Raw genomic sequence first — 24,667 nt, 5'->3', positions numbered from 1 at the left:
TTACCATGAAAACCATTTCCCAAACCTTAATCATCGCGCTGTGCGCCCTTTCCTCCCTCTCCGTCTCCGCACACGGCATGCACAAAAGCAAACCCTTGTCCTTTGAAGAATTGCCGAAAATCTGCCAGCAATACTTTACCCGTGCGGATGCGTGTTACCAAAAAGCAGGCGATAAAGCATCGTTCCAACGTGACAACACAAAATACCTGCGCCAAATCCTGCCTGCTGCCGACGTAGGCCAACGTGAACGCATGTGCCAAATTGCCATGGATACATTCGCTGAAAAAACAAAAGGCTTAAATTGCGAATAAAGACCTTCCCCTTAGCTCTAGTAATTTTAATTTCATAAAAAGGCCGTCTGAAACATTAGATTGTTTCAGACGGCCTACTTACAAAAACCCTTTACTTTTTAAGAAGAGACCACAAAATCTACCGTATGCGCTTCACTGTAATCAGGGATTTCCAGCTTTTCTATCATGCGGTGCAACACATCATTCGGAACAGAATGTTCGCGGTTACGGTTTTGCGATAGTAATTGCGTGTAAGGCACTTCCAAATAAATGAGATGCACACGTGCGCCGTAATCGGCAAACATCGGCAGCCATTTACTGCGCAAGTCGCGGTTGAGATTGGTCGCATTGAAGACAAATGACGTACGGGCTCGCAGGTATTCTTTTGCCTGCTCTTTACCCAAACGCACTGCTTCGGCGGTATGTTTGGAATCTGCGGGATTGAGTTTACGCTCACGGCGAATCTCATCGAGCGACAGCATAGGTAAATGGGCAAGATGTTGCCTGATGTAGCTGTCTTTGCCGCTACCTGCTATGGCGCACATGGCGTACACCTCAAAGGTCTGATCATCAAATGGCTGATAATCCGGCATTTCGCTACGGCCGTTAAGATAGAGATAGCGTCCGTAATCGCTGGCGAACGTACGTGCCTTACCCCAACAAGCATTTTCTTCACAGAGTTCACGAAACAAATCAACGCGCAGCAAAATATCCTGTTGGTCGCAACATATACGACCCAGGACATCGGCTTTAGCCAGCATGGCAAGATGTGCAGTGTTAACCTGCAAACTGGCCGCTATGACAGCTCGATCAGGATTAGGCTTGTTAATTGCCCATAAAGGCAATCCGTGCAAGCGCACAAGTTTGGCGATTGCTTCTCTTACGGCAAATGGAGCGGCAAATTCGGTATACAGTAAAGTACGGGCAGTATGCTCGCCTTTTTTTGCGTGATGCGGCGAAACGATACGCTCTTTACCGTTTTCTATTTCACGCTTGGTCGTACTGCGTTTTTCCACATCATGCAGTATGGCGGCAGCAAACAGAATATGTTGCTCCTGTTCATCAAGCGCTTGAAACTCGGGCAGTTGTAAAAGGGCTTCGCACACCATTTTGGTATGCGTAAATACATCGCCTTCAGCATGCCACTCAGGGTCTTGCAGAACATCCTTCATATCGGCAAACCAGCTGAAACGACGTTCTAAGGCTTGCCAATCAGGAAGTTGACCGGGTATGTAATCTGGGAATGTCCACATAATTGTCTTTCTTATTATTGGATAATTGGACTTCAGGCCGTCTGAAACTGCCAGCTTTGCCAATGATATTTGTCGTAATCGATAAGACGGGCAGGCTTCCAAGTTTTCGTCCAATGAACGTCGGTTTTAACGTGTTTGGCTCGCACCAATTTGAAAAGATTATCAAATTCATTGAATTGAACAGGCAGGTTGCCGTTGTTGGTGGCAAAATCAGCGGCGTTCCGGATAACGAAACCTTCACTGCATGCCGCTCCTGTTTTCGGATCGTAGCCGCCAAGCTTACCGGCAGTTTGTACGCTGTCTGTCCACGGCTCTCCCAAATTAGCGGCAAGCCATTGCGCTAAAGCAATATCTTCATTGGCGTATTTTTGAGTGGAATCTGCAAGCGGCTGGACAATTGGGATTTCTGGCACAGTCGGAAAATCAAACAGCTGCGCATAAAATTTAACCTCTTCCCATGAAAGCCAATGTCCGCCACGGCGGACGGCGAATAGATAAAAATAGCTTTCCAGTTGAGAATAGGCAATCGAATGAATGCCGTACATATTCTCGCCAAAAAGTTCGAGATCGCCCAAATCATCTTTGATTTGCTGCCATCGTTGCAGCAAAGGTTTATCCCACGGATGCTGGGTAGGTGCAGCATGACTACGGGCATAGAGGCCGTGCGCGGCAAAGCAGTTGTTTTGCCCATCTAATTTTTCGGTTAAAACCAATTTCGGCAGCGAGGCAAAATATGAAAGAAAGCCGCGCGGCATAAAGCGGTCGTCTGAAGTCGTGCCGAGGCTGATGGGCGCGTGCAGGCTGCGGGCGTATTTTTGAGGTTCAGTTGTCGTCATAATATTTTTTCCTTTTTATTCATTTTTTAATTTTCTTTTCAAGTGTTCCCAGCAACCCGTTACATTTTTCCCACCATATTTCCTTGTTTGGAAACCAAAAGCTGGTCGATTTTCAAATTTTCAGTATCGATAATTTCAAACTTATAACCGGCATAAACCAGAAAATCTGTACGTTTCGGGATTTTGCGCAGGGAATACATCATAAAGCCGGCGATGGTTTCGTAGTTTTCCGAATCGGGAAACTCTTCGATATCCAACGCACGCATGACATCGGCGAGCGGGGTCGCGCCGTCCACCAACCATGTGTCTTCGGTACGGCGGATGATTTGCGGCTCTTCTTCGGTATTGACCAGCTCGCCCATCACAATGCTCATCACATCTTTCAGCGTTACCACGCCAACCACCAGCGCGTATTCGTTCACTACGACGGCAAAGTCTTCGCCAGAAGTCTTGAAGGTTTCCAAGACATCGTAAAGCGACAGCGTATCGGGGATAAACAAGGCTTTACGCAACACGCGCTTGTCGGTCAGCCGGACATCTTTTTCTCTTAAAAATAAGGTCAGCAACGTATGCGATTCGATATAGCCGATAACGCGTTCCAAATCGCCGTCGCACACAAGGAATTTGTTGTGCGGTTTGTCCGACATCATTTCCAACACGGTATCGCTGTTGTCGTTTTTATCAAAATAGACAATGTATTCGCGCGTGCTCATGGTGGAAGTTACCTTGCGCTCTTGCATATCGAAAATGTTTTCAATCAGATAGTGTTCTTGTTCTTTCAACACACCAGCCTGCGCACCGGCATCGACGACGGCGTAAATGTCTTCCGAAGTCAGTTGTTCCTGACGGACGGTGGAAATTTTGAAGAGCTTGAATATTGCGTTTGCCAATCCGTCAAAAATCAAAATAAACGGCTTTAAGATAAAAATCAAAAACATCATCGGACGCACAATGCGTACCGCCACCGCTTCGGGATGGGTCATTGCCATACGCTTGGGCATCAGGTCGGCAATTAAAATAAAGCTGCCTGTAACCAGCGAGAATGTCAGCAAAGAGGCAACTGTGCTGCCCCAACTACCTGCGTTCTCCAATAGTTTGCCAAAATACGGACGTATTGCTGCCTCGCCGACAATACCGGCAAGAATGGCGACGGCGTTCAAACCGATTTGGACAACGGTAATAAAACTGCCCGGCTGCTGCTGCATATTGATTACGTCAAGCGCACGCGTATCGCCGCCGTCTTTCGCCATGACCTGCAATTTGATTTTGCGTGCCGAAGCCAGCGCAAGTTCGGAACAGGATACAAACGCGCTAATGACAATCAGCAGGCACAATAATAGTAAGGCTTCAAAAATATTCATGAAAAAGTGTGTGTGTATGGTATAGGTTAAAAATATTCATGAAAAAGTGTGTGTGTATGGTATAGGTTAAAAATATTCAAACAGCAAAGGCCGTCTGAAAAATTCAATTTGATCTTAGATTTGTATTATGTACATTTATTGTTTTAATCATCCAGTGCATCTTCATCCAAGGATTTCAACCATTTCAGCTTTTCGCCAATTTTGATTTCCAATCCACGAGGGACAGGTTGATAGAAATCGGGTTCATCCAAGCCGTCGGGCATATAGCTTTCGCCAGCGGCGTAGGCATTAGGTTCGTCATGGGCATAGCGGTATTCGCGTCCATAACCCAATTCTTTCATCAGTTTGGTCGGCGCATTGCGCAGATGGACAGGCACTTCGTCGCTGGCATTTTCTTTGACGAAACGGCGCATTTGGTTGTATGCCTTGTAGCCCGCGTTGGATTTCGCGGCGGCGGCGAGATACAACACGGCTTGCGCCAGTGCGAGCTCCCCTTCGGGCGAGCCTAAGCGCTCATAAGTAGCGGCGGCATCATTGGCAATCGTTAAGGCACGCGGATCGGCCAAGCCGATGTCTTCCCATGCCATGCGGACAATGCGGCGGGCAAGATAGCGCGGGTCGGTACCGCCGTCGAGCATACGGCAGAACCAATACAAGGCCGCGTTAGGATGCGAACCGCGCACGGATTTGTGCAGCGCGGAAATCTGATTGTAGAAACTCTCGCCACCCTTATCAAAACGACGGATTTGCGCACCCAAACTGTCGGCAAGAAATTCGGCGGTCAGGGTTTTCAGACGACGTGTATTAGCAGCGCGTAAAAGCTGCTCGATCAAGTTCAACAATCTGCGCGCATCGCCATCGGCGGTATTCACAAGCAATTCTTGCGCATCTGCTTCAATCGTGAAATCTTGGTATTCAGGCAAAGCCAATACTTTGGTAATCAGCTTCTTCAGGTCGTCTGAAGACAAGGATTGCAAGACATACACCTGCGCCCTGCTAAGTAAAGCCGGATTGACTTCAAATGACGGATTTTCCGTGGTGGCGCCGATAAAGGTTAATAAGCCGCTTTCGACATAAGGCAAAAATGCGTCCTGCTGCGCTTTGTTGAAGCGGTGTACCTCGTCAACAAACAAAATTGTCGCGCGCCCTTGCTGCAAGGCAATTTCAGCTTTCTCGATTGCCTCGCGTATGTCTTTCACGCCGGAAAATACGGCGGAAACCGGCAGAAACTGGGCATTGAAACTCTGCGCCAAAATCCGTGCCAGCGTGGTTTTGCCTACACCCGGCGGCCCCCATAGCAACATAGAATGCGGCTTCCCGCCTTCCACCGCCACGCGCAAAGGTTTACCTTCGCCGATTAAGTGCTGCTGCCCGATGACATCATCTAAAGAATGCGGGCGCAAGCGTTCGGCTAAAGGGGCTTCGGGTTGGCGGGCGAAAAGGTCGGACATAGCGGCTTTCGTGCTGATTGATTAAAAAGAAAACTCGCTAGCATTATACGGCAGTTTCGCAAACTCACATATCGGGCCGCATTACGGTATAATACATGCTATTTTGAGAACTCTTCGGGCGTTTCAGACGGCCTTGCTAACAGGAAACATCATGACTTCAAAAACTCTTTTGGCAGCTGTTACATCAGCTTTCTTATTGGGTGCATGCGCTACCGGCGGCGAATCTTTCGGCGGCTTGGGCAGCGGTACAGGTATCGGCAGCAGCGTAGTGAAAATGGCGGTAGACAGCCAATGCCGTACCGAATTGAACAAACGTAACGAATGGCGTGTCATTGCTTTGGCCATGAGTGCGGAAAAACAAGCCGAATGGGAAAATAAAATCTGCGGCTGCGCCAGCGAAGAAGCACCAAACCAATTGACTGCAACCGAAATGATGCAAGTCTTGAGCCCGGCAACCCGCGATCAGGCCATTGCGTCCGTTACTGCGAAAACGGTTACCGCCTGCTTCAAACGACTCTACAAATAATCGTTCAGACGGCCTTTTTTAATATCGAGGCCGTCTGAATTCGTTTTGACTTTCTATTTGAATTTTAAATACATAGAGAAGAAACTATGAAATACATCAGCACCCGCGGTGCGACCGCACGCAAGCAATTCAGCGAAGTTTTATTGATGGGTTTGGCTCCTGACGGCGGTTTGATGCTGCCTGAGCAATACCCTCAAATCGACCGTGCTACTTTAGACCAATGGCGCACACTCAGCTATCCTGAGCTGGCGTTTGAAGTTATGAGCCTGTTTGCTACCGACATCCCTGCTGATGATTTACGCGACATCATCAACCGTACCTACACCGAAGAAGTATTCGGTACCAAAGCCATCACTCCGGTGCGCACACTTTCAGACGGCATCAAAATCCAAGCCCTCTCCAACGGCCCGACTTTGGCATTCAAAGACATGGCCATGCAATTCTTGGGCAATGCGTTTGAATATGTATTGAACAAAGAAGGCAAAGAACTCAATATCTTAGGCGCCACCAGTGGCGACACCGGCTCTGCCGCCGAATATGCCCTGCGCGGTAAAAAAGGCATCAATGTCTTCATGCTGTCTCCGGAAGGCAAAATGAGCGCATTCCAACGCGCGCAAATGTTCAGCTTGCAAGATGCCAACATCCACAATATCGCCGTTGAAGGTATGTTTGACGACTGCCAAGACATCGTCAAAGCCGTACAAAACGATGCCGAATTCAAAGCCAAATACCACATCGGCACAGTCAACTCCATCAACTGGGGCCGCATTGTCGCCCAAGTCGTGTACTACTTTGCCGGTTATTTCAACGCCACTTCGAGCAATGACGAAAAAGTCAGCTTCTGCGTACCAAGCGGCAACTTCGGTAATGTCTGCGCCGGTCATATCGCCCGTCAAATGGGCCTACCCATCCACCGCTTGATTGTCGCCACTAACGAAAACGACGTATTGGACGAATTTTTCAAAACCGGTGCATACCGCCCGCGCAACAGCGAACACACCCACGTTACTTCCAGCCCGTCTATGGATATTTCCAAAGCCTCCAACTTCGAGCGTTTTGTGTTTGACCTGATGGACCGCGATGCAGACGAAATCAAAACCTTATGGGCGGAAGTAGGTTCCGGCAAAGGTTTCAATTTGGAATTTGTCTTAAACAAAGTACATCAACAATATGGCTTTGTTTCCGGCAAATCGACCCATGCCAACCGCCTTGCCACCATCAAACAGGTTTACGAGCAAGACCGTGAATTGATTGATCCGCATACAGCTGATGGTGTCAAAGTAGCGCGTGAAGTCCGCGAAGCCGGCGAAACCATCGTCTGCCTCGAAACCGCACTGGCCGCCAAATTTGAAGCCACCATCCATGAGGCTGTCGGCGAAGTTTCCATCCCTCGTCCGGCCGCATTGGAAGGCTTGGAAAACCTGCCGCAACGTGTCCGTGTTGTCCCTAATAATGCAACAGCAGTGAAAGACATCATTAAGGAAGCCCTGGCTTAACCGGCCGTCCTTGACGACTGCACAGGCCGTCTGAAAAAGTTTCAGACGGCCGCAACCGATATTTGAGAAGTGGGTAACATTATTGCCAAACCCACCACGCCGCAGTCGTTCCTAATATAAAATCAAGGTGTTAAAACAATACCAACTCCTTTTGACTTTCAATTGCAAACATTGTAATGACAGATATTTTCGTTTAGAATTGCATGTTTGCTCTAAATTTGGATTGATATGCAGACAACACAAGCCACATCCAACTGGGAGCTATACAAGCGCTTGCTTGGATATTTGAAAAGCTATTGGAAGATGTTTATCGTCTCCGTAGTGGCCATGCTGATTGTCGCCGGTACGATGCCGGCTTTCGGTTACTTGCTCAAACCTTTGATCAATGAAGGTTTTGTCGATAAAAACATGAAAAGCATGTCATGGTTGCCGCTGGCAATTGTGGCGCTGTTTTTCGTTCGCGGCCTGTTTAACTTCATCAACGAATATTGCACGACGTATCTGTCCAGCCACTTGGTGCAGCGCTTGCGCGGTGAAATGTTCAACAAAATGATGCACCTGCCGACTTCGTATTTCAGCAGCAATACCGGCGGCCGTTTGATGTCTCGTATCTTGAACGACGTCAATCAAATTACCGATGCAGGGTTTAACGTCATTACCGTGATTGCTAAAGACGGCGTGAGCGTAGTCGGCCTATTGGGCTTGCTGACTTATCTGAACTGGCGTTTGACCCTGATTACTTTTATCATCTTGCCGGTTGTTGCTGTATGTATCCAAACAGTCAGCAAACGCCTGCGCAAACTGTCTGCCAACAACCAAATTTATCTTGGCCAGCTGATGCAGGTCTTGGGCGAAAGCATTAATGGTGAACGCGTTGTAAAAATCTACGGCGGTCAAGATTATGAAAACCGCCGCTTCGACCGTATTGCCAATGATGTTCGCCGCAACCTGCTCAAACAGGTTTCCGCCAGCTCTGCCGGTACCGGCATTACGCAATTAATGGCCTCGGTTGCTCTGGCTGCGATTATTTACGCAGCCGCACGCCAAGCAGGGCTTTCCGGCTTCAGCGCAGGCGATTTTATGTCGTTTTTGTCCAGTATGATCATGATGTTTGATCCCATCAAACGCATGACCGGCGTGATGCAATCCCTTCAACGCGGTTTGGCGGCGGCTGAAAGTGTCTTCACCTTTTTGGATCAACCCGAAGAGAGCAACGAAGGCAAACAAATCCTCAGCCCAAACCCTGGCGATATCGAATTTTGCGACGTTGTACACCGCTATCCTGAAGCCGAACGCAACAGCTTGAACCACATCAACCTGCTTGTACCGCAAGGCAAAGTGACCGCATTGGTCGGCGCATCAGGCTGCGGCAAAACCACCTTGGCCAATATGTTGCCGCGCTTCCTTAATCCGGATGAAGGTAAGGTTTTGATTAGCGGCATCAACATCAATGAATATACACTCGAAAGCCTACGCAGCCGCATGGCTTTCGTCGGCCAGAACGTTGTCCTGTTTAATGGTACGATTGCTGAAAACATTGCCTATGCTCAAGCCGGTAACTTCAGCGAAGAAGAAATTATCAATGCTGCAAAAGCCGCCAATGCTTGGGAATTTATCCAAAAAATGCCGCAAAGCCTGCACACTGAAGTTGGCGAAAACGGTTTAAAACTGTCTGGCGGCCAACGTCAACGCCTCGCCATTGCGCGTGCGCTTTTGAAAAATGCACCGATTTTGATTTTGGACGAAGCCACCAGTGCATTGGATAATGAATCCGAACGTTTGGTACAAACCGCATTGGAAAACCTGATGCAAAACCGTACCACATTAGTGATTGCCCACCGACTTTCGACCATCGAAAAAGCCGACAACATCGTTGTGATGCATGAAGGCAATGTAGTCGAACAAGGCACTCATCATGAATTGATCAACGCAGGCGGACGCTATTCCGACCTGCACAGCCTCAGCGAAAAATCAGCCAAACCGGCAAGTAAGTAGCTGAACAGCATATTCCATTCTTTTTATTAACCTTGGCCGCCCCGACCTATCCTTTTCAGACGGCCTTATCCGACAGGAAATATCAATGGCAGCATTCAACACCCAGAAAGTCTTGTCCGTACACCACTGGACCGACGCTTACTTCACTTTCACCTGCACCCGTGACGAATCTTTGCGCTTTGAAAACGGCCAGTTCGTCATGGTCGGCCTGATGGTTGACGGCAAACCGCTGATGCGCGCATACAGCGTGGCTTCTGCCAACTGGGAAGAGCATCTGGAATTTTTCAGCATTAAAGTACAAGACGGCCCATTGACCAGCCGCCTGCAACACCTTAAAGTCGGTGATGATGTCCTCATCAGTAAAAAACCGACCGGTACATTGGTTGCCGGCGACCTGAATCCGGGCAAACACCTCTACCTCTTGAGCACCGGTACCGGCATCGCACCTTTCTTGAGCATTACCAAAGACCCTGAAATTTACGAGCAATTCGAAAAAATCATCTTGGTTCACGGCGTACGCTACAAAAAAGACTTGGCATACTACGACCGCTTTACCAAAGAATTACCCGAACACGAATACCTGGGCGACTTGGTTAAAGAAAAATTGATTTACTATCCGATTGTTTCACGCGAAGACTATGTACACCATGGCCGTCTGACCGATTTAATGCGCAGCGGCAAACTCTTCGAAGACATCGGCCTGCCTAAAATCAATCCGCAAGACGACCGCGCCATGTTGTGCGGCAGCCCTGCTATGTTGAAAGACACCTGCAACGTCTTGGACGAATTCGGCCTGACCGTTTCTCCGAAAACCGGTGTCCGCGGCGACTACCTGATTGAGCGCGCATTCGTCGATCAATAACGTATCCCCGGCAGCAGGCCGTCTGAAACCCTTCTTTCAGACGGCCTAAACCTTAATAATTTATCCCACATTATGCCTACTCTACTCATCATCCGTCCGTCCAACCGTCCACAGCAAGATATCCAAACCTGCCATGCAGCTGGTTGGCAGGCTCAAGTATTGAGTCCGATCGAAATAGAGGCAGACCGTTCGGCACTAAACAAACTTCCCGAACAATTTAAGCAAGCCGATGTCGTGTTTTGGGTCAGCCCCACCGCTATTGAAACCGCAGCGCCGCATCTGAACTTTTCAGACGGCCCTAAAGCACACATTACCGTCGGCCAAACCAGCCAACATACTTTGGCGCAATTCTCCCCCTATCCCGTATTCTCTCCCGAAGACGGCAACGACAGCGAAGCCGTCTTGAGAATGCCTATTTGGAAAAACCTGCCACCCAACGCCCGAGTTCTAATCATTCGAGGCCATGGAGGCCGTGATTTTTTAGCAGATAAACTGACCGAACTGGGTTTCCAAATCGACATCGCCGAAATCTATTTCAGACGGCCACACGCCATCGATTGGCAGAACTTTAAAACCGAAGACATCGCCGCCGCCTACGTCACATCCGGCGAGCTCGCGCGCGAATTTTTCCATCAGATTCCGCCGCAATTTTCCCGATTCTTCGAATCCTTGCTATACTTCACCCACCATCCGCGTATTGCCGATGCGCTTCGCATCGTCGGCGCCAAACATGTAGAAACCGTCACTTCTTTATCCGCTGCACTTTTATCCATGCCACAAAGGAGCCAAGCAGTGAACCCAGTCGAAGACAATAAAGATACCCAACAAGTTGCCAATACGGCAGCTCCGGCGCCTGAACGTTCTGAAAACACCAGGCCTTCTGAACAAATCAAACCTACCCAACCTCAGCGAGTGGAGGCGAGCATGACCGAGTCCAACAATCTCCCACAAAACAACGCCCCTGTTATCATCAAACAATCTGGCGGCAAAGCCTTGGCTGCAGGTGCAACCGTCTTGGCACTGCTTAGCTTGGGCGCGAGCGGATTCCTGTTTGTACAGGGTCAAAATGTTTTAAAAAACCAAGAGCTCGAATTCAACCAAAAAATCGACAAAGCCGCATTGGGCGAATCTGAAAACGCCAGCCTTTTAAAAGACAACCTCAACCGCCAAACCGCTATTCAGGCCGAGTTAGACCGCCTGAACAACGGTCAAAAAAACAATAGCGATCAAATCCTGCAAACGCAGAAAGCTTATCAAGAGTTACTCAAAGGTCGTATCAACTGGTTGGTCGACGAAGCCGAATCCATGTTGAACACTGCTTCGCAACAATTGATGCTGTCAGGCAACCTTCAAGGCGCGGTCAGCGTATTGGAACACATCGACAGCCGCTTAAGCCGTTTTGAACAGCCTGAGCTTATCCCCATCAAGCAAGCCATCAGCAATGATTTGGCCGCGCTGAAAAACCGTCCTTATGTCGATATTTCCGCCACTGCCTTGCGTATCGACCGTTTGGAAACCGGTATTTCAGGCCTGCCTTTGGTTTTGGACGGCGTATTGAAACCAGGTGCCGCGCCTGTCGAAGCCGCCAATTCAGGAACTTGGTGGGAAAACACATGGGAAAAATCCCTCAATGCCCTCAAAGGCTTGGTTGAAGTCCGTCATCTGGACAGCAACGACGCCATGTTGATTTCACCCGATCAAACCTACTTCATCCGTGAAAACCTGCGCCTGCGCCTTTTGGATGCGCGCATTGCCCTGTTGCAACACAACGGCGAAGTGTATCAAAGCGATTTGAACAACGTTGAAGCAACTGTAAAACAATACTTCGACAGCAAATCCCCTGCTACCCAGTCATGGTTGAAAGAGTTGGCCGAACTCAAAGCCCTTGATGTCCGCATGATCTCAGACGACAGCTTGAAAGCCAGCTTGAGCGCCGTTCGCGCTTATCAAGAAGGTTCGCGTACACAAATGACGACCGAAGAAGCTGCACAAACCCAAGCTACCGAGAAAACCGCTTCCGCTCCGGCTGCAGCTACCGAACAAGCCACAACTGCTGCACCCACTGCCGCTTCTGCACCTCAATCTCTGGAAGCACCTGCTTTGCCGTCTGAAAACAAAAAAGAACCGGCCGCTGAAGCTGCCAAACCACAAAACCAAACCAAGCCTGCTGCCAAAATTAAAGGAGAGCAAGCATGAAAACCGTCGTTTGGATTGTCATTCTGTTTGCAGCCGCCGTTGGTTTAGCGTTGGCTTCCGGCATTTATACAGGTAACGTGTATGTCGTGGTTGAGCAAACCATGCTACGTATCAATCTGCATGCCTTTGTTTTAGGCCTGCTATTGAGCGTATTCGTTTTGTATTTCCTGGTTAAATTCGTGTTCGGCCTCTTGAACCTTCCGGCGCGTATGCAACGCTTCGGCATTGCCCGCAAAGGCCGTCAGGCTTCTGCCTCTTTGAACAGCGCAGGTCTGGCATATTTTGAAGGTCGTTTTGAAAAAGCCGAACAAGAAGCTGCCAAAGTCTTGCAAAACAAAGAAGCCGGCGACAACCGCACCCTGGCTTTGATGTTGGGCGCGCACGCAGCCGACCAAATGGAAAACTTCGAATTGCGCGACCGCTACCTACACGAAATCGAACACCTGCCACAAAAACAACAGCTTTCCCGTCATCTTTTGCTGGCCGAATCTGCACTGAGCCGCCGCGATTATCCGACTGCCGCACAAAACCTTGAAGCCGCAGCAAAAATCAACGGCAACTTGAGCCGCTTGGTGCGTCTGCAATTACGTTATGCCTTTGATCACGGCGATGCTTCAGATGTCTTGGCAAAAGCGGAAAAACTGGTCAAAGCCGGCGCCATCAACGATTACGAAGCCGAACAGTATCAAAACTGGGCATATCGCCGCCTCTTGAGCGAAGTAACCGATGCAGGCCGTCTGAAAGCCTGTTTGAAACAGATTCCCGAAAGTGTGAAGTCTGGCGAATTGTGCGTCGCGATTGCCGAAAAATACGAGCGTTTGGGTTTGTATGCCGATGCAGTCAAATGGGTTAAAACCCATTATCTGCAAACCCGCCAGCCCGAGCTTTTGGAGGCATTTGTCGAATCCGTGCGTTTCCTAAGCGAGCGCGAGCAACAAAAAGCCATCGACTTAGCAGACTCTTGGTTACAGGAACAACCCGACAATGCACTGCTGTTGATGTATCTTGGCCAACTGGCCTACGGCCGAAAACTTTGGGGCAAAGCCCAGGGCTACCTCGAAGCCAGTATCGCCCTGCAACCCAGCGTATCCGCACATTTGGTCTTGGCTCGCGTGTTTGATGAAACCGATCAACCGCAAAAAGCGCAAGAACAACGCAATCTAGTTTTGGAAAGCGTGGCCGAAGAAGAACATCCGGCAGCCCTTCCTCAACCAAATTGATGTGCTGATTTCGCATTAAGCGACAATATGAAATCTACAACAAAACCAACCATTTAATCATTTCAGACAGCCTCTATACATATCTAAGGCCGTCTGAACTTTGTCCAACATACCAAATCAGAAAGCCTATTTATCATGACTGCTCTGAAAAACGACACTTTCCTCCGCGCCCTGCTCAAACAACCTGTCGAATACACTCCCATCTGGATGATGCGCCAAGCTGGACGCTATCTGCCTGAATACAAAGCCACACGCGCACGCGCAGGCAGCTTTCTCGATTTGTGCAAAAACACCGAGCTGGCAACCGAAGTTACCATCCAGCCTTTAGAACGTTTTGATCTGGACGCAGCAATTCTGTTTTCCGATATTCTGACCGTTCCCGATGCCATGGGTTTGGGCCTGTATTTTGCCGAAGGCGAAGGCCCGAAATTTGAACGCGCCTTGCAACACGAAGCCGACATTGCAAAACTGCAAGTTCCCGACATGGAAAAACTGCAATACGTCTTTGATGCCGTAACTTCCATCCGTAAAGCACTGGACGGCCGAGTTCCGCTCATCGGCTTCTCCGGCAGCCCGTTCACACTCGCCTGCTACATGGTTGAAGGCGGCAGCAGCAAAGAATTCCGCACCATTAAAACCATGATGTATTCGCGTCCTGATTTGCTGCATAAAATCCTCGACACCAATGCCCAAGCCGTTACCGCTTATCTCAACGCCCAAATCGATGCCGGCGCACAAGCCGTACAAATTTTCGACACTTGGGGCGGCGTGTTGAGCGATGCAGCGTTTAAAGAGTTTAGCCTGAAATACATCCGACAAATCGTTGCCGGACTCAAACGCGAAAGCGAAGGTCGCCGCGTGCCTGTTATCGTATTTGCCAAAGGCGGCGGCTTATGGCTGGAAAGCATGGCAGAAATCGGTGCAGATGCATTGGGCTTGGACTGGACATACAACATCGGCGAAGCACGCCGTCGCGTCGGCGAACAAGTTGCCCTGCAAGGCAACTTCGACCCGTTTGCCCTCTTCGGCACACCGGAATCTATCCGCACCGAAGTCGCACGCATCCTTGCCGACTACGGCAACGGCAGCGGCCATGTATTTAACCTCGGACACGGCATCAATCAACACGCCGACCCGGAACACGCCAAAATTTTGGTCGATACCGTACACGAACTGTCCCGTCAGTATCACCGTTAATGGAAACAACGCAAAGGCCGTCTGAAAACAAAAACACAATTATCGTGTAAATTTGTTTTCAGACGGTTTTTCTATATACTTAATATCTGAAGCTTATCAGCTGACACCTTCAAACTTAAAACACATCCACTCCCGCTACCGAATATGAATTTTTTAAAAGACATCACCTGGACCGAAATTTTCATCTTCGCCCACACCTGCGCCGCACTCGTCTGCATGCTGCGCGTGTTGTATAAACAAAAAAACATCGGCTCAACCTTCGCCTGGCTGATTATCCTATTCCTTTTCCCCGTATTCGGAACCATCGCCTACATCCTTATCGGCGAGCCTCGTCTCGGCACAGCCCGCGCCAAACGTACCGGCGAAATGAACCGCTTCTACCGCAACTTTGCCGCCACCCATCTAGCCGATATCTATCTCGACATTGCCGACCAAGTCAAATCACGTTACCACGGCATCAGTAAAGTTGCCGAAAAAGGAACGGGGCTGGGCGCAACCAAAGGCAACGCCATGAGCCTGCTCTCGACCACCGATGCAATCATCGACAGCATGCTTGCCGACATACGCGCCGCAGCCCATTCCTGCCTGTTGGCCTTTTACATTATCGAACCCAAAGGCCGCATCGAAGAAATTCTAAATGAAATCCTTGCCGCCAAAGCCAGAGGCGTAGACTGCTCCATATTGGCCGATGCCGTCGGCAGCAGGAGCTTTCTTGAAAGCGATTGGGTAGAGATACTGCGCCAAGCAGGCGTTGAAGTACATACCTCATTGCCTGTCGGCATTTGGCGTACGTTATTCACGCGCACCGACCTGCGCAACCACCGTAAAATCCTCGTTATCGACAGCAAAATCGGTTACACCGGCAGCTTCAACCTCGTCGATCCGCGCTACTTCAAACAAAACTCAGGCGTCGGCGAATGGATAGATGCCATGATGCGTTGCACAGGGCCTATGGTACTGGAGCTGTCAGCCGTCTTCTTCGCCGACCTTGCCGTCGAAACCGATAAAAACCTCCAAAACGTACAAACATACCTCAACCAAGCAAAAAACCTGCTGCCCCAAATCCTTCCCGAAAAAATGCAGCAAGGCAATATTGTTGCCCAAATCATTCCCTCCGCCCCCGAGCAAAGCAGCTTCGTCATCTACGAAACCATCATCAGCGCCATCTATGCCGCTACCAAACAAATCACAATTACCACCCCCTACTTCGTCCCTGACGAGCCGCTTCTCATGGCATTAACCGTCGCCGCCAAACGCGGCGTCAAAGTAACCCTGATACTGCCCGCCAAAGTCGATTCACTGATGGTACGCTACGCCTCACGCGCCTACTACCCTATGCTGCTGGAAGCCGGCGTCAAAATCGCCATGTTTGAAGGTGGTCTTCTACATGCCAAAACCATGACTATTGACGAAGACTACTCCCTCTTCGGTACGGTCAACATGGACATGCGCAGTTTCTTCCTCAACCTAGAAATCAGCCTCGCCATCTACGATCGCGACACCACCAAACAAATCTGCAACCTCCAACGTGACTACCTCAAAAACAGCAGCTACATTGCCATCAAATCATGGCAACAACGCTCCAAACTCCGCGGCCTCGTAGAAAATGCCGTCCGCCTGATGAGTCCTTTGCTGTAAAAAAGAAGTAGTGAGGCCGTCTGAAAGCACTGTTCAGACGGCCTTTTAAAACACCTATACACAATATTGATCATCGATAAATATTCAACTCATCCCTTTTCTTCAGTTTCAAAAAAGTAAGCCTCACTATATTTTCTCTTAAAATAGTTTTACAAAATTTAACCATAAATAAACCGATTGATATTTATAAAAATATTCAAACTACAAATCAAAATGAGACTAATATGTTCTTTTACATTTATTTGTAGTTTGATAATCATTATTAAAATAATTAGAATAAGCGGTCAATTTTTTATTCCTTGGGAAAAATCATGAATAAAACCTCTTTTCCTGTATTCCGCCTTAGTCTCATTACACTCGCACTATCAACAGGCTTCGCCCATGCCGAAAATACGCACCCCGCAGAAACTGCCGAACTGAATGAAATTAAGGTTACCGGTACCGCCGTACCGACCCGCGTTACCCGCAACCAGCTTGACCGCGAGACTTCGACCGATTTGAAACAAGTCATGAAAGACCAAATCGGTATGGATGTCGGCGGTGGCAACGGCGTGGCGCAGTTTTACAGCATCCGCGGCGTCGGCGAGGACAAAATTAATCTGGAAGTGGACGGCACCAGCCAATCCACCAAAATTTTCCACCACCAAAGCCGCTTCCAGCTTGACCCTGCTTTGGTGAAAAGCATCAACGTCGAAAAAGGCACGGGCGCGGCGAGCGCGGGCTTGGGCGCGGTCGGCGGTACCATCCGCGTGACGACGGTTGACGCGAAAGACCTGCTGACCGACGGCAAACCTTTCGGTTTCAAACTCGGCGCGGGCTTGAGCAGCAATAAAGGCTCAACCGGCAACGCGGCGGTTTACGGCTATCAAAACGGCTTCGATGCCCTGTTTGCAGGCAACTTCCTCAACAACCGCGACTACAAAGACGGCAACGGCAATGTCAACCACGGCAGTCGTCTGAAACAGCACAGCTACCTCGCCAAAATCGGCTACGACTTCAACGACGACCACGGCATCCGCCTGACCTACCGTCAGGAATACCAAAAAGGCAACCGCACCGATAAAGCCGAGTTCCAAAACGTTGACAGCTACGTCGGCGTGGACGGCACTTATCAAAAAGAGCAGACCTACAATCTGGAATACCGTGGCCGCAACGTCGGCTTCATCGACAAAATCGACGCCAATGTCTTCCAAATCAACACCGACGACACCAAACCGCCTAAAGGCGCTCCTTCTCCAAAAGCCCAAGCTTCCGGCACGGCGCAAGGCGGCGTTCCCATTGGCCAGCTTGAGTTAAGCAAAATCAAAGCAACCGGCGCGAATCTGAACCTCGCCAGCTCTTTCGGCGACGGACACATGGTGAAATACGGCGTCAACTACCGCCACGAAACCTCCGAGCCGTCCGACAAAGGCGCGTGGCTGAAGATTCTCGGCCTGTATGACCGCGACAAAGAGAAGAAATCCGAATACGGCGTGTACGCGGAAGGTATCTGGAACCTGCACCCCGTTACCCTGACCACCGGCCTGCGTTACGACCATTTCAAATACAACGCCGCCAGCAGACAAAGCGCGTCCCACGGCCAGCTCAACCCCAGCATCGGCGCGATTTGGGACATCAACGACAACTTCTCGCTCTTGGCAAACCTCAATCAGGCAAGCCGCGCGCCCCGCCTGAACGAAGCCCTGTTGGCTAACGAACGCGCAGGCGCCGCCGCCGATTTGGACAGCAACCTCAAAGCCGAAACCGCCCGCCGTGCCGAACTCGGCTTCAAATGGCGCAACGATAACTTCAACGTCAGCGGCAGCGTGTTCCACCAACGCATCAAAGACCTCATCGTCTACCGTTGGGCAAAAATCAACAACAACACCGCCTCCATCACCGAACGCGGCAAGATTTACAACGGCGGCACGCTCAAAACCTACGGCTACGAACTTGACGCATCCTACCGCTGGGGCGGTCTGACCGCGCGCGCCGGCGTGTCCTACGTCAAACCCCGTCTGAACGGCGAAATGTACTACGGCGAAAGCCCGATTCAAGCGGAAGACCACGAAAGCTCGTTCACCTTCTGGAACACCGGCCGCCAATGGCTGACCGGTCTGTCTTATCAGTTTGAAAACCCCAAACTCGAAATCGGCTGGCGCGGCCGCTACGCCCAAAGCGTGAAATACACCGACGTCGCCCGCGGACAAGGCACGATACACGGCAAGAAATCAGGCTACGGCGTACACGACATCTACGCCAACTGGCAGCCGCTGAAAAAAGACAACCTGAACGTCAACTTCGCCGTCAACAACATCGGCAACAAGCAATACCGTTCGCACAGCCAACGCTTCCCTGACGGCAACGGACGCATGCCCTTCTACGAACGCGGCCGCGAGTTTGCCTTGGGCGTGAACTATCGTTTCTGATGATACGAACGACGTTATAAAGAAACCAAAGGCCGTCTGAAATTCAGTTTTCAGACGGCCTTTTATAATTCGTAGACAATTTGATTTTAAAGTATCTCCTCTCCCTTTCTAGTTACACAACGGATTATCCAGTCTTCAAATCTTCTCCATTGGGCTTCTTTTCCAAATCGGTCATGATTTGATTCCTTCTGAAAACTGACTACCAATTCTTCCAATATAAATAAAATATTATATAGATCATCTCCAGTGCCGTCTGAAAATATAAGGCTGTATTTTTACATTTAACCATGACGTTGGAGTTTAAAAATACAATCCAAATATTCATTACACTTTTACTGTAAACCATTTGACAAAGTCATCTTTAAAGCTATAATATTTCTCATATATGATTTTTGTTATATATATTTATTGATAGACAATTCATTCTGAAACAAGGAGCAATAAAATGAAACGAAACTTGGGTACTTTGGATCGCGTAATCCGTATTGTTATCGGCGTAGCGCTGATTGCTGCAGCCGCTACCGGACAAATTGGCTGGTGGGGTTGGCTGGGCATCGTCCCTCTGGGCACAGCACTGATTGGCAACTGCGCACTGTACAGCTTATTGGGCATCAACACCTGCCGCATCAACAAAAAATAACGAAGACAAAACATGAGTACGGTCGGACAACTCCCGCGAATCACGCCTTCCGAAGCTACGGCAAAAATCCGTGAGGACGCGTTGGCAGTCGATATCCGAAGCCAAGCCGAATATCGGGGCAGGCATATTGGCGGTGCATTATCCCTTCCGCCTGAACAGCAGCGAGACAAACTGCCCGATGATACAGCCCCATGCCTGATTTTTTATTGCCTGAGCGGCAAACGTACAACACGGGCAGAAACAATATTGTCAGTGCTTGGCCAAGGTCGAGAATGCTATATTCTAGAAGGCGGCTTACAGGCATGGAAGGCTGCAGGGCTTCCTACTGTTGCCGACCGTGCCGCACCGGACATCATGCGGCAGGTGCAAACCATTGCGGGCAGTTTGATTCTGTTGGGCGTGCTGGCAGGTTGGCTGGTATCGCCTTGGTTTTATCTGATAGACGTAATGGTCGGTGCAGGCCTGTTAACGGCGGGGTTAACCGGATTCTGCGGCATGGCACGCCTGCTGGCCAAAATGCCATGGAATCATTAAGCAAAGGCCGTCTGAAAGTTGCTGCTAAGACTATTATGACTGATAATTCGACCTCCTCATTTGCCGACAAGCGTGAAAAATGACCACTGCCGACAATCAACCACCCTACGAAGAAGCCACCGCTTTTCTCAAACTACTGGCCAATCCCAACCGCCTCGCCGTATTGTGCAAACTACATGAAAGGCCGCACAATGTAACCGAGTTGGCTGAATCATCCGGACTGCCACAAGCGGCAATGTCCAGCCAATTAGCCCTACTGCGTGAAGCCGGTTTGGTATCGTTTGAAGTGAACCATCGGGAACGGCAATATTACATTGCCGACCCGAGGGTAACCAAGATGATACAGTTGCTGTATTCCTTTTTCTGCGCAGAAAAATCTTGAAATATTGCCGGAATAGGAAGGCCGTCTGAAAATTTTTCAGACGGCCTTTATTGTATTTATTTTCAGATGACCTTTTTATACTGCTTCTATATTTACACTTAAAGCTCGCGTGCGTACCGCACACACCCTGCCTACAGGTTTAATGCAGGCTATGGCTTGCTATCGTGTGCCACTTGAAATAAACAACGTAAATATGAGCGTGTGTTGTTTAATGTGGATTGTTAGGGACTAATCTGATTCCTGCTGCTTCCAATCTAATTTCAGGCCTTCCTGTCATAAAATCCCAATCTTTTGGCATGGTGGATTTGAGTTTTAAATTGAAGTCCATAAACTTTGCTTCTTCTTTCGTAATATGTGCCACCTTCCAATTTTTCTGTAATGCATGCGCCAATTCTTCTTGTGTATATTTTTGCTCCTTAATTAACTCTTCAAGCTTTTCAACTATATACGCACAAGGGACAACGTGCTCAATACGACCCTGAACCCCATCTAATAATTTTTCTGATTTCCCTAAAGAAATAAAATACTCTTGTGGGTGTAATAAAGAATCGAATATTCGGCTATGGTAACCTATTCGTACTCCTGTACTCTTTTCGTGTTCAACTAAATTTGTAATATGACGAACCAGCAATAAACAAGTTTGAAAAATTAGCTTATTTTTTTCATCTAGCATTTTATTGTCTCCAAATAATTGTTTGTCTGAATAAATTTAATCTAAATGTTAGATTGTAACCCGATATTATCGTTGAAATAACAATAAATTGCGATGACGGAGCGTTTAAGCAAGTCATAGCCTACATGAAGTCTATTTATAGTGAACGTTTGGGACGCACGCGGTTAAAAGATTTGACAAGATTAATTGCTTTTATATTCCATATCGTCTTTATAAAGGGTCGTCTGAAAGCTGAAAAATCATTTCAGACGACCTTTTTTCACTAGCCTCTACTTTGCTATCACCCTGTCTTTCAAAGTCTTCAATACGTTCTTCACCGTATTAATCCGCACTTCGATATTTTCCATCTCTGCGGTAAATCGCAGCTTATCGGCTCCGGCAAGGCGGTATTTTTTATCTTTTTGAATCAGCAGGATGATTTCGGTTGGATCGACATTGTTATTTTTACCAAAGGTTACCGTTACCGCTTCGCTGGTCGCATCAATGGCATCAATGCCTAATTCTTTTGCCGCAAGCCGTAAGTGGTGGCTTTCGATGAGGGTTTTGACGGGTTGTTCGGGCAGGCCGAAGCGGTCGACGAGTTCTTCGTGTATGGCGTTGATTTGCTGCACGGTTTCGCAGACGGCAAGGCGTTTGTAGAGGACGAGCCGTTCGTGGATGTCGGGGCAGTAGCTTTCGGGCAGCAGGGCGGGGCTGTGCAGTTTGATTTCGGTGGTGATGCCCAGCGGCGCGTCGAGGTCGGGCTGGCGGCCTTTTTTGAGGTCGCGCACGGCTTGTTTGAGCATTTCGGTATAGAGTGTGAAGCCGACCTGTATCATTTCGCCGGACTGCCCTTCGCCGAGGATTTCGCCGGCGCCGCGGATTTCCAAATCCTGCATGGCGAGGGTGAAACCTGCGCCGAGTTCGTCTGCCGCCGCGATGGCGTCGAGGCGTTTTTCTGCGTCTTTGGTGATGTATTCGGGCGTGAGCAGGTAGGCGTAGGCTTGGTGATGGCTGCGGCCGACGCGCCCGCGAAGCTGATGCAGTTGCGCCAGCCCGAATTTATCGGCGCGGTTGATGATGATGGTGTTGGCGTTGGGGATGTCGATACCGGTTTCGATGATGGTGGAACAGAGTAACACGTTGAATCTTTGCTGCAAAAAGTCGCGCATGACTTGCTCCAGCTCGCGCTCGCGCAGTTGTCCGTGCGCCACGCCGATGCGGGCTTCGGGTAGCAGGGTTTCCAGCCGCTCGCGCATGTTTTCGATGGTATCCACTTCGTTGTGCAGGAAAAACACTTGTCCTCCGCGTTTGAGTTCGCGCAACACGGCTTCGCGCACGCTGCCTTCGCTGAAGGGTTTGACAAAGGTTTTGACGGCGAGGCGGCGGCTGGGTGCGGTGGTAATCAGCGAGAAGTCGCGCAGACCTTCGAGCGCCATGCTGAGGGTGCGCGGAATTGGCGTGGCGGTCATGGTGAGGATATCGACATTGGCGCGCAGGCGTTTGAGCTGCTCTTTTTGGCGCACGCCGAAGCGGTGTTCTTCATCGATAATCACTAAACCTAAATTTTTGAATTTGATGTCGTCCTGCACCAATTTGTGCGTGCCGATAACGATATCGACCGTACCGTCCGCCATGCCTTCCAGCGCGGCTTTGGTGGCTTTGCTGTTGTTGAAACGCGAAAGGCTGGCGACTTTCACGGGGAAATCGGCGAAGCGGTCGGCGAAGTTTTGCGCGTGCTGCTCGACCAGAAGCGTGGTCGGGGCAAGTACGGCGACCTGTTTGCCGCCCATTACCGCCACAAACGCGGCGCGCAGGGCGACCTCGGTTTTGCCGAAGCCGACATCGCCGCACACGAGGCGATCCATAGGTTTCGCCTGCGTCAAATCTTTAATCACGGCGGCAATGGCGGCGGCCTGGTCTTCGGTTTCTTCATAGCCGAAACCGTCGGCAAACGCCTGATAGTCCATCTCGTTGATTTCAAACTTGTATCCCGATTGGGCAGCGCGTTGGGCGTAGAGATTGAGCAACTCGGCGGCGGTATCGCGCGCTTTTTCGGCAGCTTTGCGTTTTGCTTTGTTCCACGCGCCGCTGCCGAGCTTGTGCAAAGTAACGTTTTCATGCGCCTGACCGGAGTAGCGGCTGATTAAATGCAGCTGCGAAACAGGCACATAAAGCTGCGCTTCGCCCGCGTATTCGAGCAACATCATTTCGTTGGTTTCATCGCCCAAGTCCATTGTGACCAAGCCCATATAGCGCCCGATGCCGTGTTCTTCGTGTACAACAGGATCGCCGATATTGATTTCGGCAAGGTCGCGCAACAGGCCGTCTGAAACGGCGGCGTGTTTCTTACGATGATGTTTGCGTGAGCGGGCAACATATTGATAAAGATCGGATTCGGTAATGACCGCGATGTTTTGATCTTCTAATTTAAACCCGTAAGCCAACGGCGCCACTGTAATCATCAGCGGCTCATGTGCCGACAAAAAGCCCTGCCAGTCGGATACACTTTTGACTTTTAAGCCGTTTTGCTGCAAGAAACCGAGCATGGTTTCGCGCCGTCCCAGACTTTCGGCACACAGCAAAATCCGTCCTTCAAAGGCCGTCTGAAAATCCTTCAATGCCTGCAACGGCTCGTCGGATTGGCGGTTGACGGCAAGGTCGGGCAGGGTGTGTTCCTTGCCGGAAACATCGGGCAGCACTTGTCCGTAGTTTTTCAGATGGCCTGCAAAGACATCAGAAGAGAGATACAAATGCTGTGGAAGCAAAGGCGGATATGTTTCATCGCCCTGTGCCATGGCGTAACGCGATTTGACGTCGCTCCAAAAACGGTTTGCCTCGGCATGAACATCGCCCAAAGAGACAAACAGCGCATCTTCGCCGATATAGTCAAACAGCGTTTCCAGCTCGTTTTCAAAAAACAGCGGCAGATAATATTCCACGCCCGCGCCGAAGTGGCCGTTGCTGACGGCTTTGTACACAGCGGCATCGTTCGGATTGCCATCGACTTCCTCACGAAAGCGGCTGCGGAAAATCTTTTGCGCCTCGCTGTCGGTGGGAAACTCGTGCGCCGGTAGCAGGCGGATTTCGGAAACGGGGGAAATGGTGCGTTGCGTTTCAGTATCGAAGGTTTTAATGCTGTCGATTTCATCGTCAAACAAATCGATGCGGTACGGTATTTCGCTGCCCATCGGGAACAAATCGACTATACCGCCGCGCACGGCAAACTCGCCTGCCGCGACAACATGGGAAACATGGTTATAACCTGCATCCACCAAATCACTTTTCAGACGGCCTATATCCAAAGTCTGCCCTGTTTTCAGCCAAAACGTACGCCCTGCCAGAAACGGCACGGGTGGCAGCTTCTGCATCGCCGTGGCAACCGGTACGAACAACACATCCGCAGTGCCGCTTTTAATCTGCCACAATGCTGACAAGCGCTCCGACACCAAATCCTGATGCGGTGAAAAACGCTCGTAAGGCAGCGTTTCCCAGTCCGGCAGGAATACCGCCGTATCGTGCGGACGGAAAAACAGCCAGGCCGTCTGAAGGCGTAGCGCCTGTTCCGCATCTTGGGTCAAGACAACCTTGAGCTGCTTATGCGGCAGATAACGCGCCAAAGCCAAGGGCAGCGAGCCTTGAGACAGATTGAGCCAACGGGATTTTTCACGAGGTTTGGGAATCGGATAGGTCATGACAAAACAGTTTGTAAGTAAGTAAATACAAGCAC

19 protein-coding genes and 1 pseudogene are annotated in these 24,667 nt (G+C 49.8%); 14 read left to right on the top strand and 6 right to left on the bottom strand.

Annotated features, from left to right (window positions below):
• Positions 1-5 precede the first annotated feature (5 nt).
• On the top strand, positions 6-311 hold the full coding sequence (locus tag ACTHUR_RS02160) for a hypothetical protein (RefSeq protein WP_003746349.1): 306 nt from the start codon (positions 6-8) through the stop codon (positions 309-311).
• A gap of 98 nt (positions 312-409) precedes the next feature.
• Here the strand turns inward: ACTHUR_RS02160 and ACTHUR_RS02155 are convergent, their stop codons facing one another.
• The 4 genes from ACTHUR_RS02155 to ACTHUR_RS02140 all read right to left on the bottom strand — a co-directional run bounded on the left by ACTHUR_RS02155 (position 410) and on the right by ACTHUR_RS02140 (position 5,191).
• Positions 410-1,543 (bottom strand): AAA family ATPase, encoded by a 1,134-nt coding sequence (locus ACTHUR_RS02155; RefSeq protein WP_004519969.1) that lies wholly within the window; start codon positions 1,541-1,543, stop codon positions 410-412.
• Positions 1,544-1,575: 32 nt separating this feature from the next.
• The gene (locus ACTHUR_RS02150) at positions 1,576-2,379 is read right to left on the bottom strand and encodes an RNA ligase family protein (protein ID WP_004519970.1); all 804 of its coding nucleotides are present in this window, start codon (positions 2,377-2,379) and stop codon (positions 1,576-1,578) included.
• 59 nt (positions 2,380-2,438) lie between these two features.
• On the bottom strand, positions 2,439-3,740 hold the full coding sequence (locus ACTHUR_RS02145) for a hemolysin family protein (RefSeq protein ID WP_049336803.1): 1,302 nt from the start codon (positions 3,738-3,740) through the stop codon (positions 2,439-2,441).
• Positions 3,741-3,883: 143 nt separating this feature from the next.
• Entirely contained in the window at positions 3,884-5,191 is a 1,308-nt protein-coding gene (locus ACTHUR_RS02140; protein WP_049336804.1) for a replication-associated recombination protein A, read from the bottom strand.
• A 151-nt stretch (positions 5,192-5,342) separates the two neighbouring features.
• On the opposite strand from ACTHUR_RS02140, the gene ACTHUR_RS02135 reads away from it, so the two are divergent.
• The 13 genes and pseudogenes from ACTHUR_RS02135 to ACTHUR_RS02075 all read left to right on the top strand — a co-directional run bounded on the left by ACTHUR_RS02135 (position 5,343) and on the right by ACTHUR_RS02075 (position 20,285).
• Complete coding sequence (locus ACTHUR_RS02135; protein WP_004519975.1) at positions 5,343-5,717, top strand: hypothetical protein; 375 nt, start codon at positions 5,343-5,345, stop codon at positions 5,715-5,717.
• Between the two features lie 86 nt (positions 5,718-5,803).
• On the top strand, positions 5,804-7,213 hold the full coding sequence (gene thrC / locus ACTHUR_RS02130; protein ID WP_004519976.1) for a threonine synthase: 1,410 nt from the start codon (positions 5,804-5,806) through the stop codon (positions 7,211-7,213).
• Positions 7,214-7,441: 228 nt separating this feature from the next.
• Complete coding sequence (msbA, locus tag ACTHUR_RS02125) at positions 7,442-9,208, top strand: lipid A export permease/ATP-binding protein MsbA (protein WP_004519977.1); 1,767 nt, start codon at positions 7,442-7,444, stop codon at positions 9,206-9,208.
• 85 nt (positions 9,209-9,293) lie between these two features.
• Positions 9,294-10,070: a ferredoxin--NADP reductase gene (locus tag ACTHUR_RS02120; protein WP_003746329.1), complete on the top strand. Its 777-nt coding sequence runs from the start codon at positions 9,294-9,296 to the stop codon at positions 10,068-10,070.
• A 72-nt stretch (positions 10,071-10,142) separates the two neighbouring features.
• Positions 10,143-10,781 (top strand): annotated as a pseudogene (locus ACTHUR_RS02115) (uroporphyrinogen-III synthase); the annotation flags it as partial.
• A gap of 213 nt (positions 10,782-10,994) precedes the next feature.
• On the top strand, positions 10,995-12,266 hold the full coding sequence (locus ACTHUR_RS02110) for a uroporphyrinogen-III C-methyltransferase (RefSeq protein WP_224783372.1): 1,272 nt from the start codon (positions 10,995-10,997) through the stop codon (positions 12,264-12,266).
• The gene (locus ACTHUR_RS02105; RefSeq protein WP_070695663.1) at positions 12,263-13,486 is read left to right on the top strand and encodes a heme biosynthesis protein HemY; all 1,224 of its coding nucleotides are present in this window, start codon (positions 12,263-12,265) and stop codon (positions 13,484-13,486) included. The genes ACTHUR_RS02110 and ACTHUR_RS02105 overlap by 4 nt, the downstream gene beginning before the upstream one ends.
• Before the next feature lie 135 nt (positions 13,487-13,621).
• A complete protein-coding gene (gene hemE, locus ACTHUR_RS02100; protein ID WP_070504695.1) occupies positions 13,622-14,683 on the top strand; it encodes a uroporphyrinogen decarboxylase in 1,062 nt (353 codons plus the stop codon).
• 144 nt (positions 14,684-14,827) lie between these two features.
• Positions 14,828-16,321 (top strand): cardiolipin synthase, encoded by a 1,494-nt coding sequence (gene cls / locus ACTHUR_RS02095; protein WP_070504698.1) that lies wholly within the window; start codon positions 14,828-14,830, stop codon positions 16,319-16,321.
• Positions 16,322-16,632: 311 nt separating this feature from the next.
• On the top strand, positions 16,633-18,729 hold the full coding sequence (locus tag ACTHUR_RS02090; RefSeq protein WP_049344199.1) for a TonB-dependent receptor plug domain-containing protein: 2,097 nt from the start codon (positions 16,633-16,635) through the stop codon (positions 18,727-18,729).
• A gap of 445 nt (positions 18,730-19,174) precedes the next feature.
• A complete protein-coding gene (locus tag ACTHUR_RS02085) occupies positions 19,175-19,369 on the top strand; it encodes a YgaP family membrane protein (protein WP_003746314.1) in 195 nt (64 codons plus the stop codon).
• A gap of 12 nt (positions 19,370-19,381) precedes the next feature.
• Positions 19,382-19,903: a rhodanese-like domain-containing protein gene (locus ACTHUR_RS02080; protein ID WP_440361124.1), complete on the top strand. Its 522-nt coding sequence runs from the start codon at positions 19,382-19,384 to the stop codon at positions 19,901-19,903.
• Positions 19,904-19,982: 79 nt separating this feature from the next.
• A complete protein-coding gene (locus ACTHUR_RS02075) occupies positions 19,983-20,285 on the top strand; it encodes an ArsR/SmtB family transcription factor (protein ID WP_049336810.1) in 303 nt (100 codons plus the stop codon).
• Positions 20,286-20,493: 208 nt separating this feature from the next.
• Here the strand turns inward: ACTHUR_RS02075 and ACTHUR_RS02070 are convergent, their stop codons facing one another.
• Complete coding sequence (locus tag ACTHUR_RS02070; protein ID WP_049336811.1) at positions 20,494-20,958, bottom strand: hypothetical protein; 465 nt, start codon at positions 20,956-20,958, stop codon at positions 20,494-20,496.
• Positions 20,959-21,227: 269 nt separating this feature from the next.
• Positions 21,228-24,632 carry a transcription-repair coupling factor gene (mfd, locus tag ACTHUR_RS02065; protein WP_049336826.1) on the bottom strand — a complete coding sequence of 1,135 codons (3,405 nt, stop codon included), beginning with the start codon at positions 24,630-24,632 and terminating at the stop codon, positions 21,228-21,230.
• Positions 24,633-24,667: the final 35 nt, after the last annotated feature.

This window comes from Neisseria sp. P0021.S007 (assembly GCF_051956855.1).
Note: the sequence above shows the minus strand (reverse complement) of the source record. Positions and strands in the feature narration are given on the sequence as shown.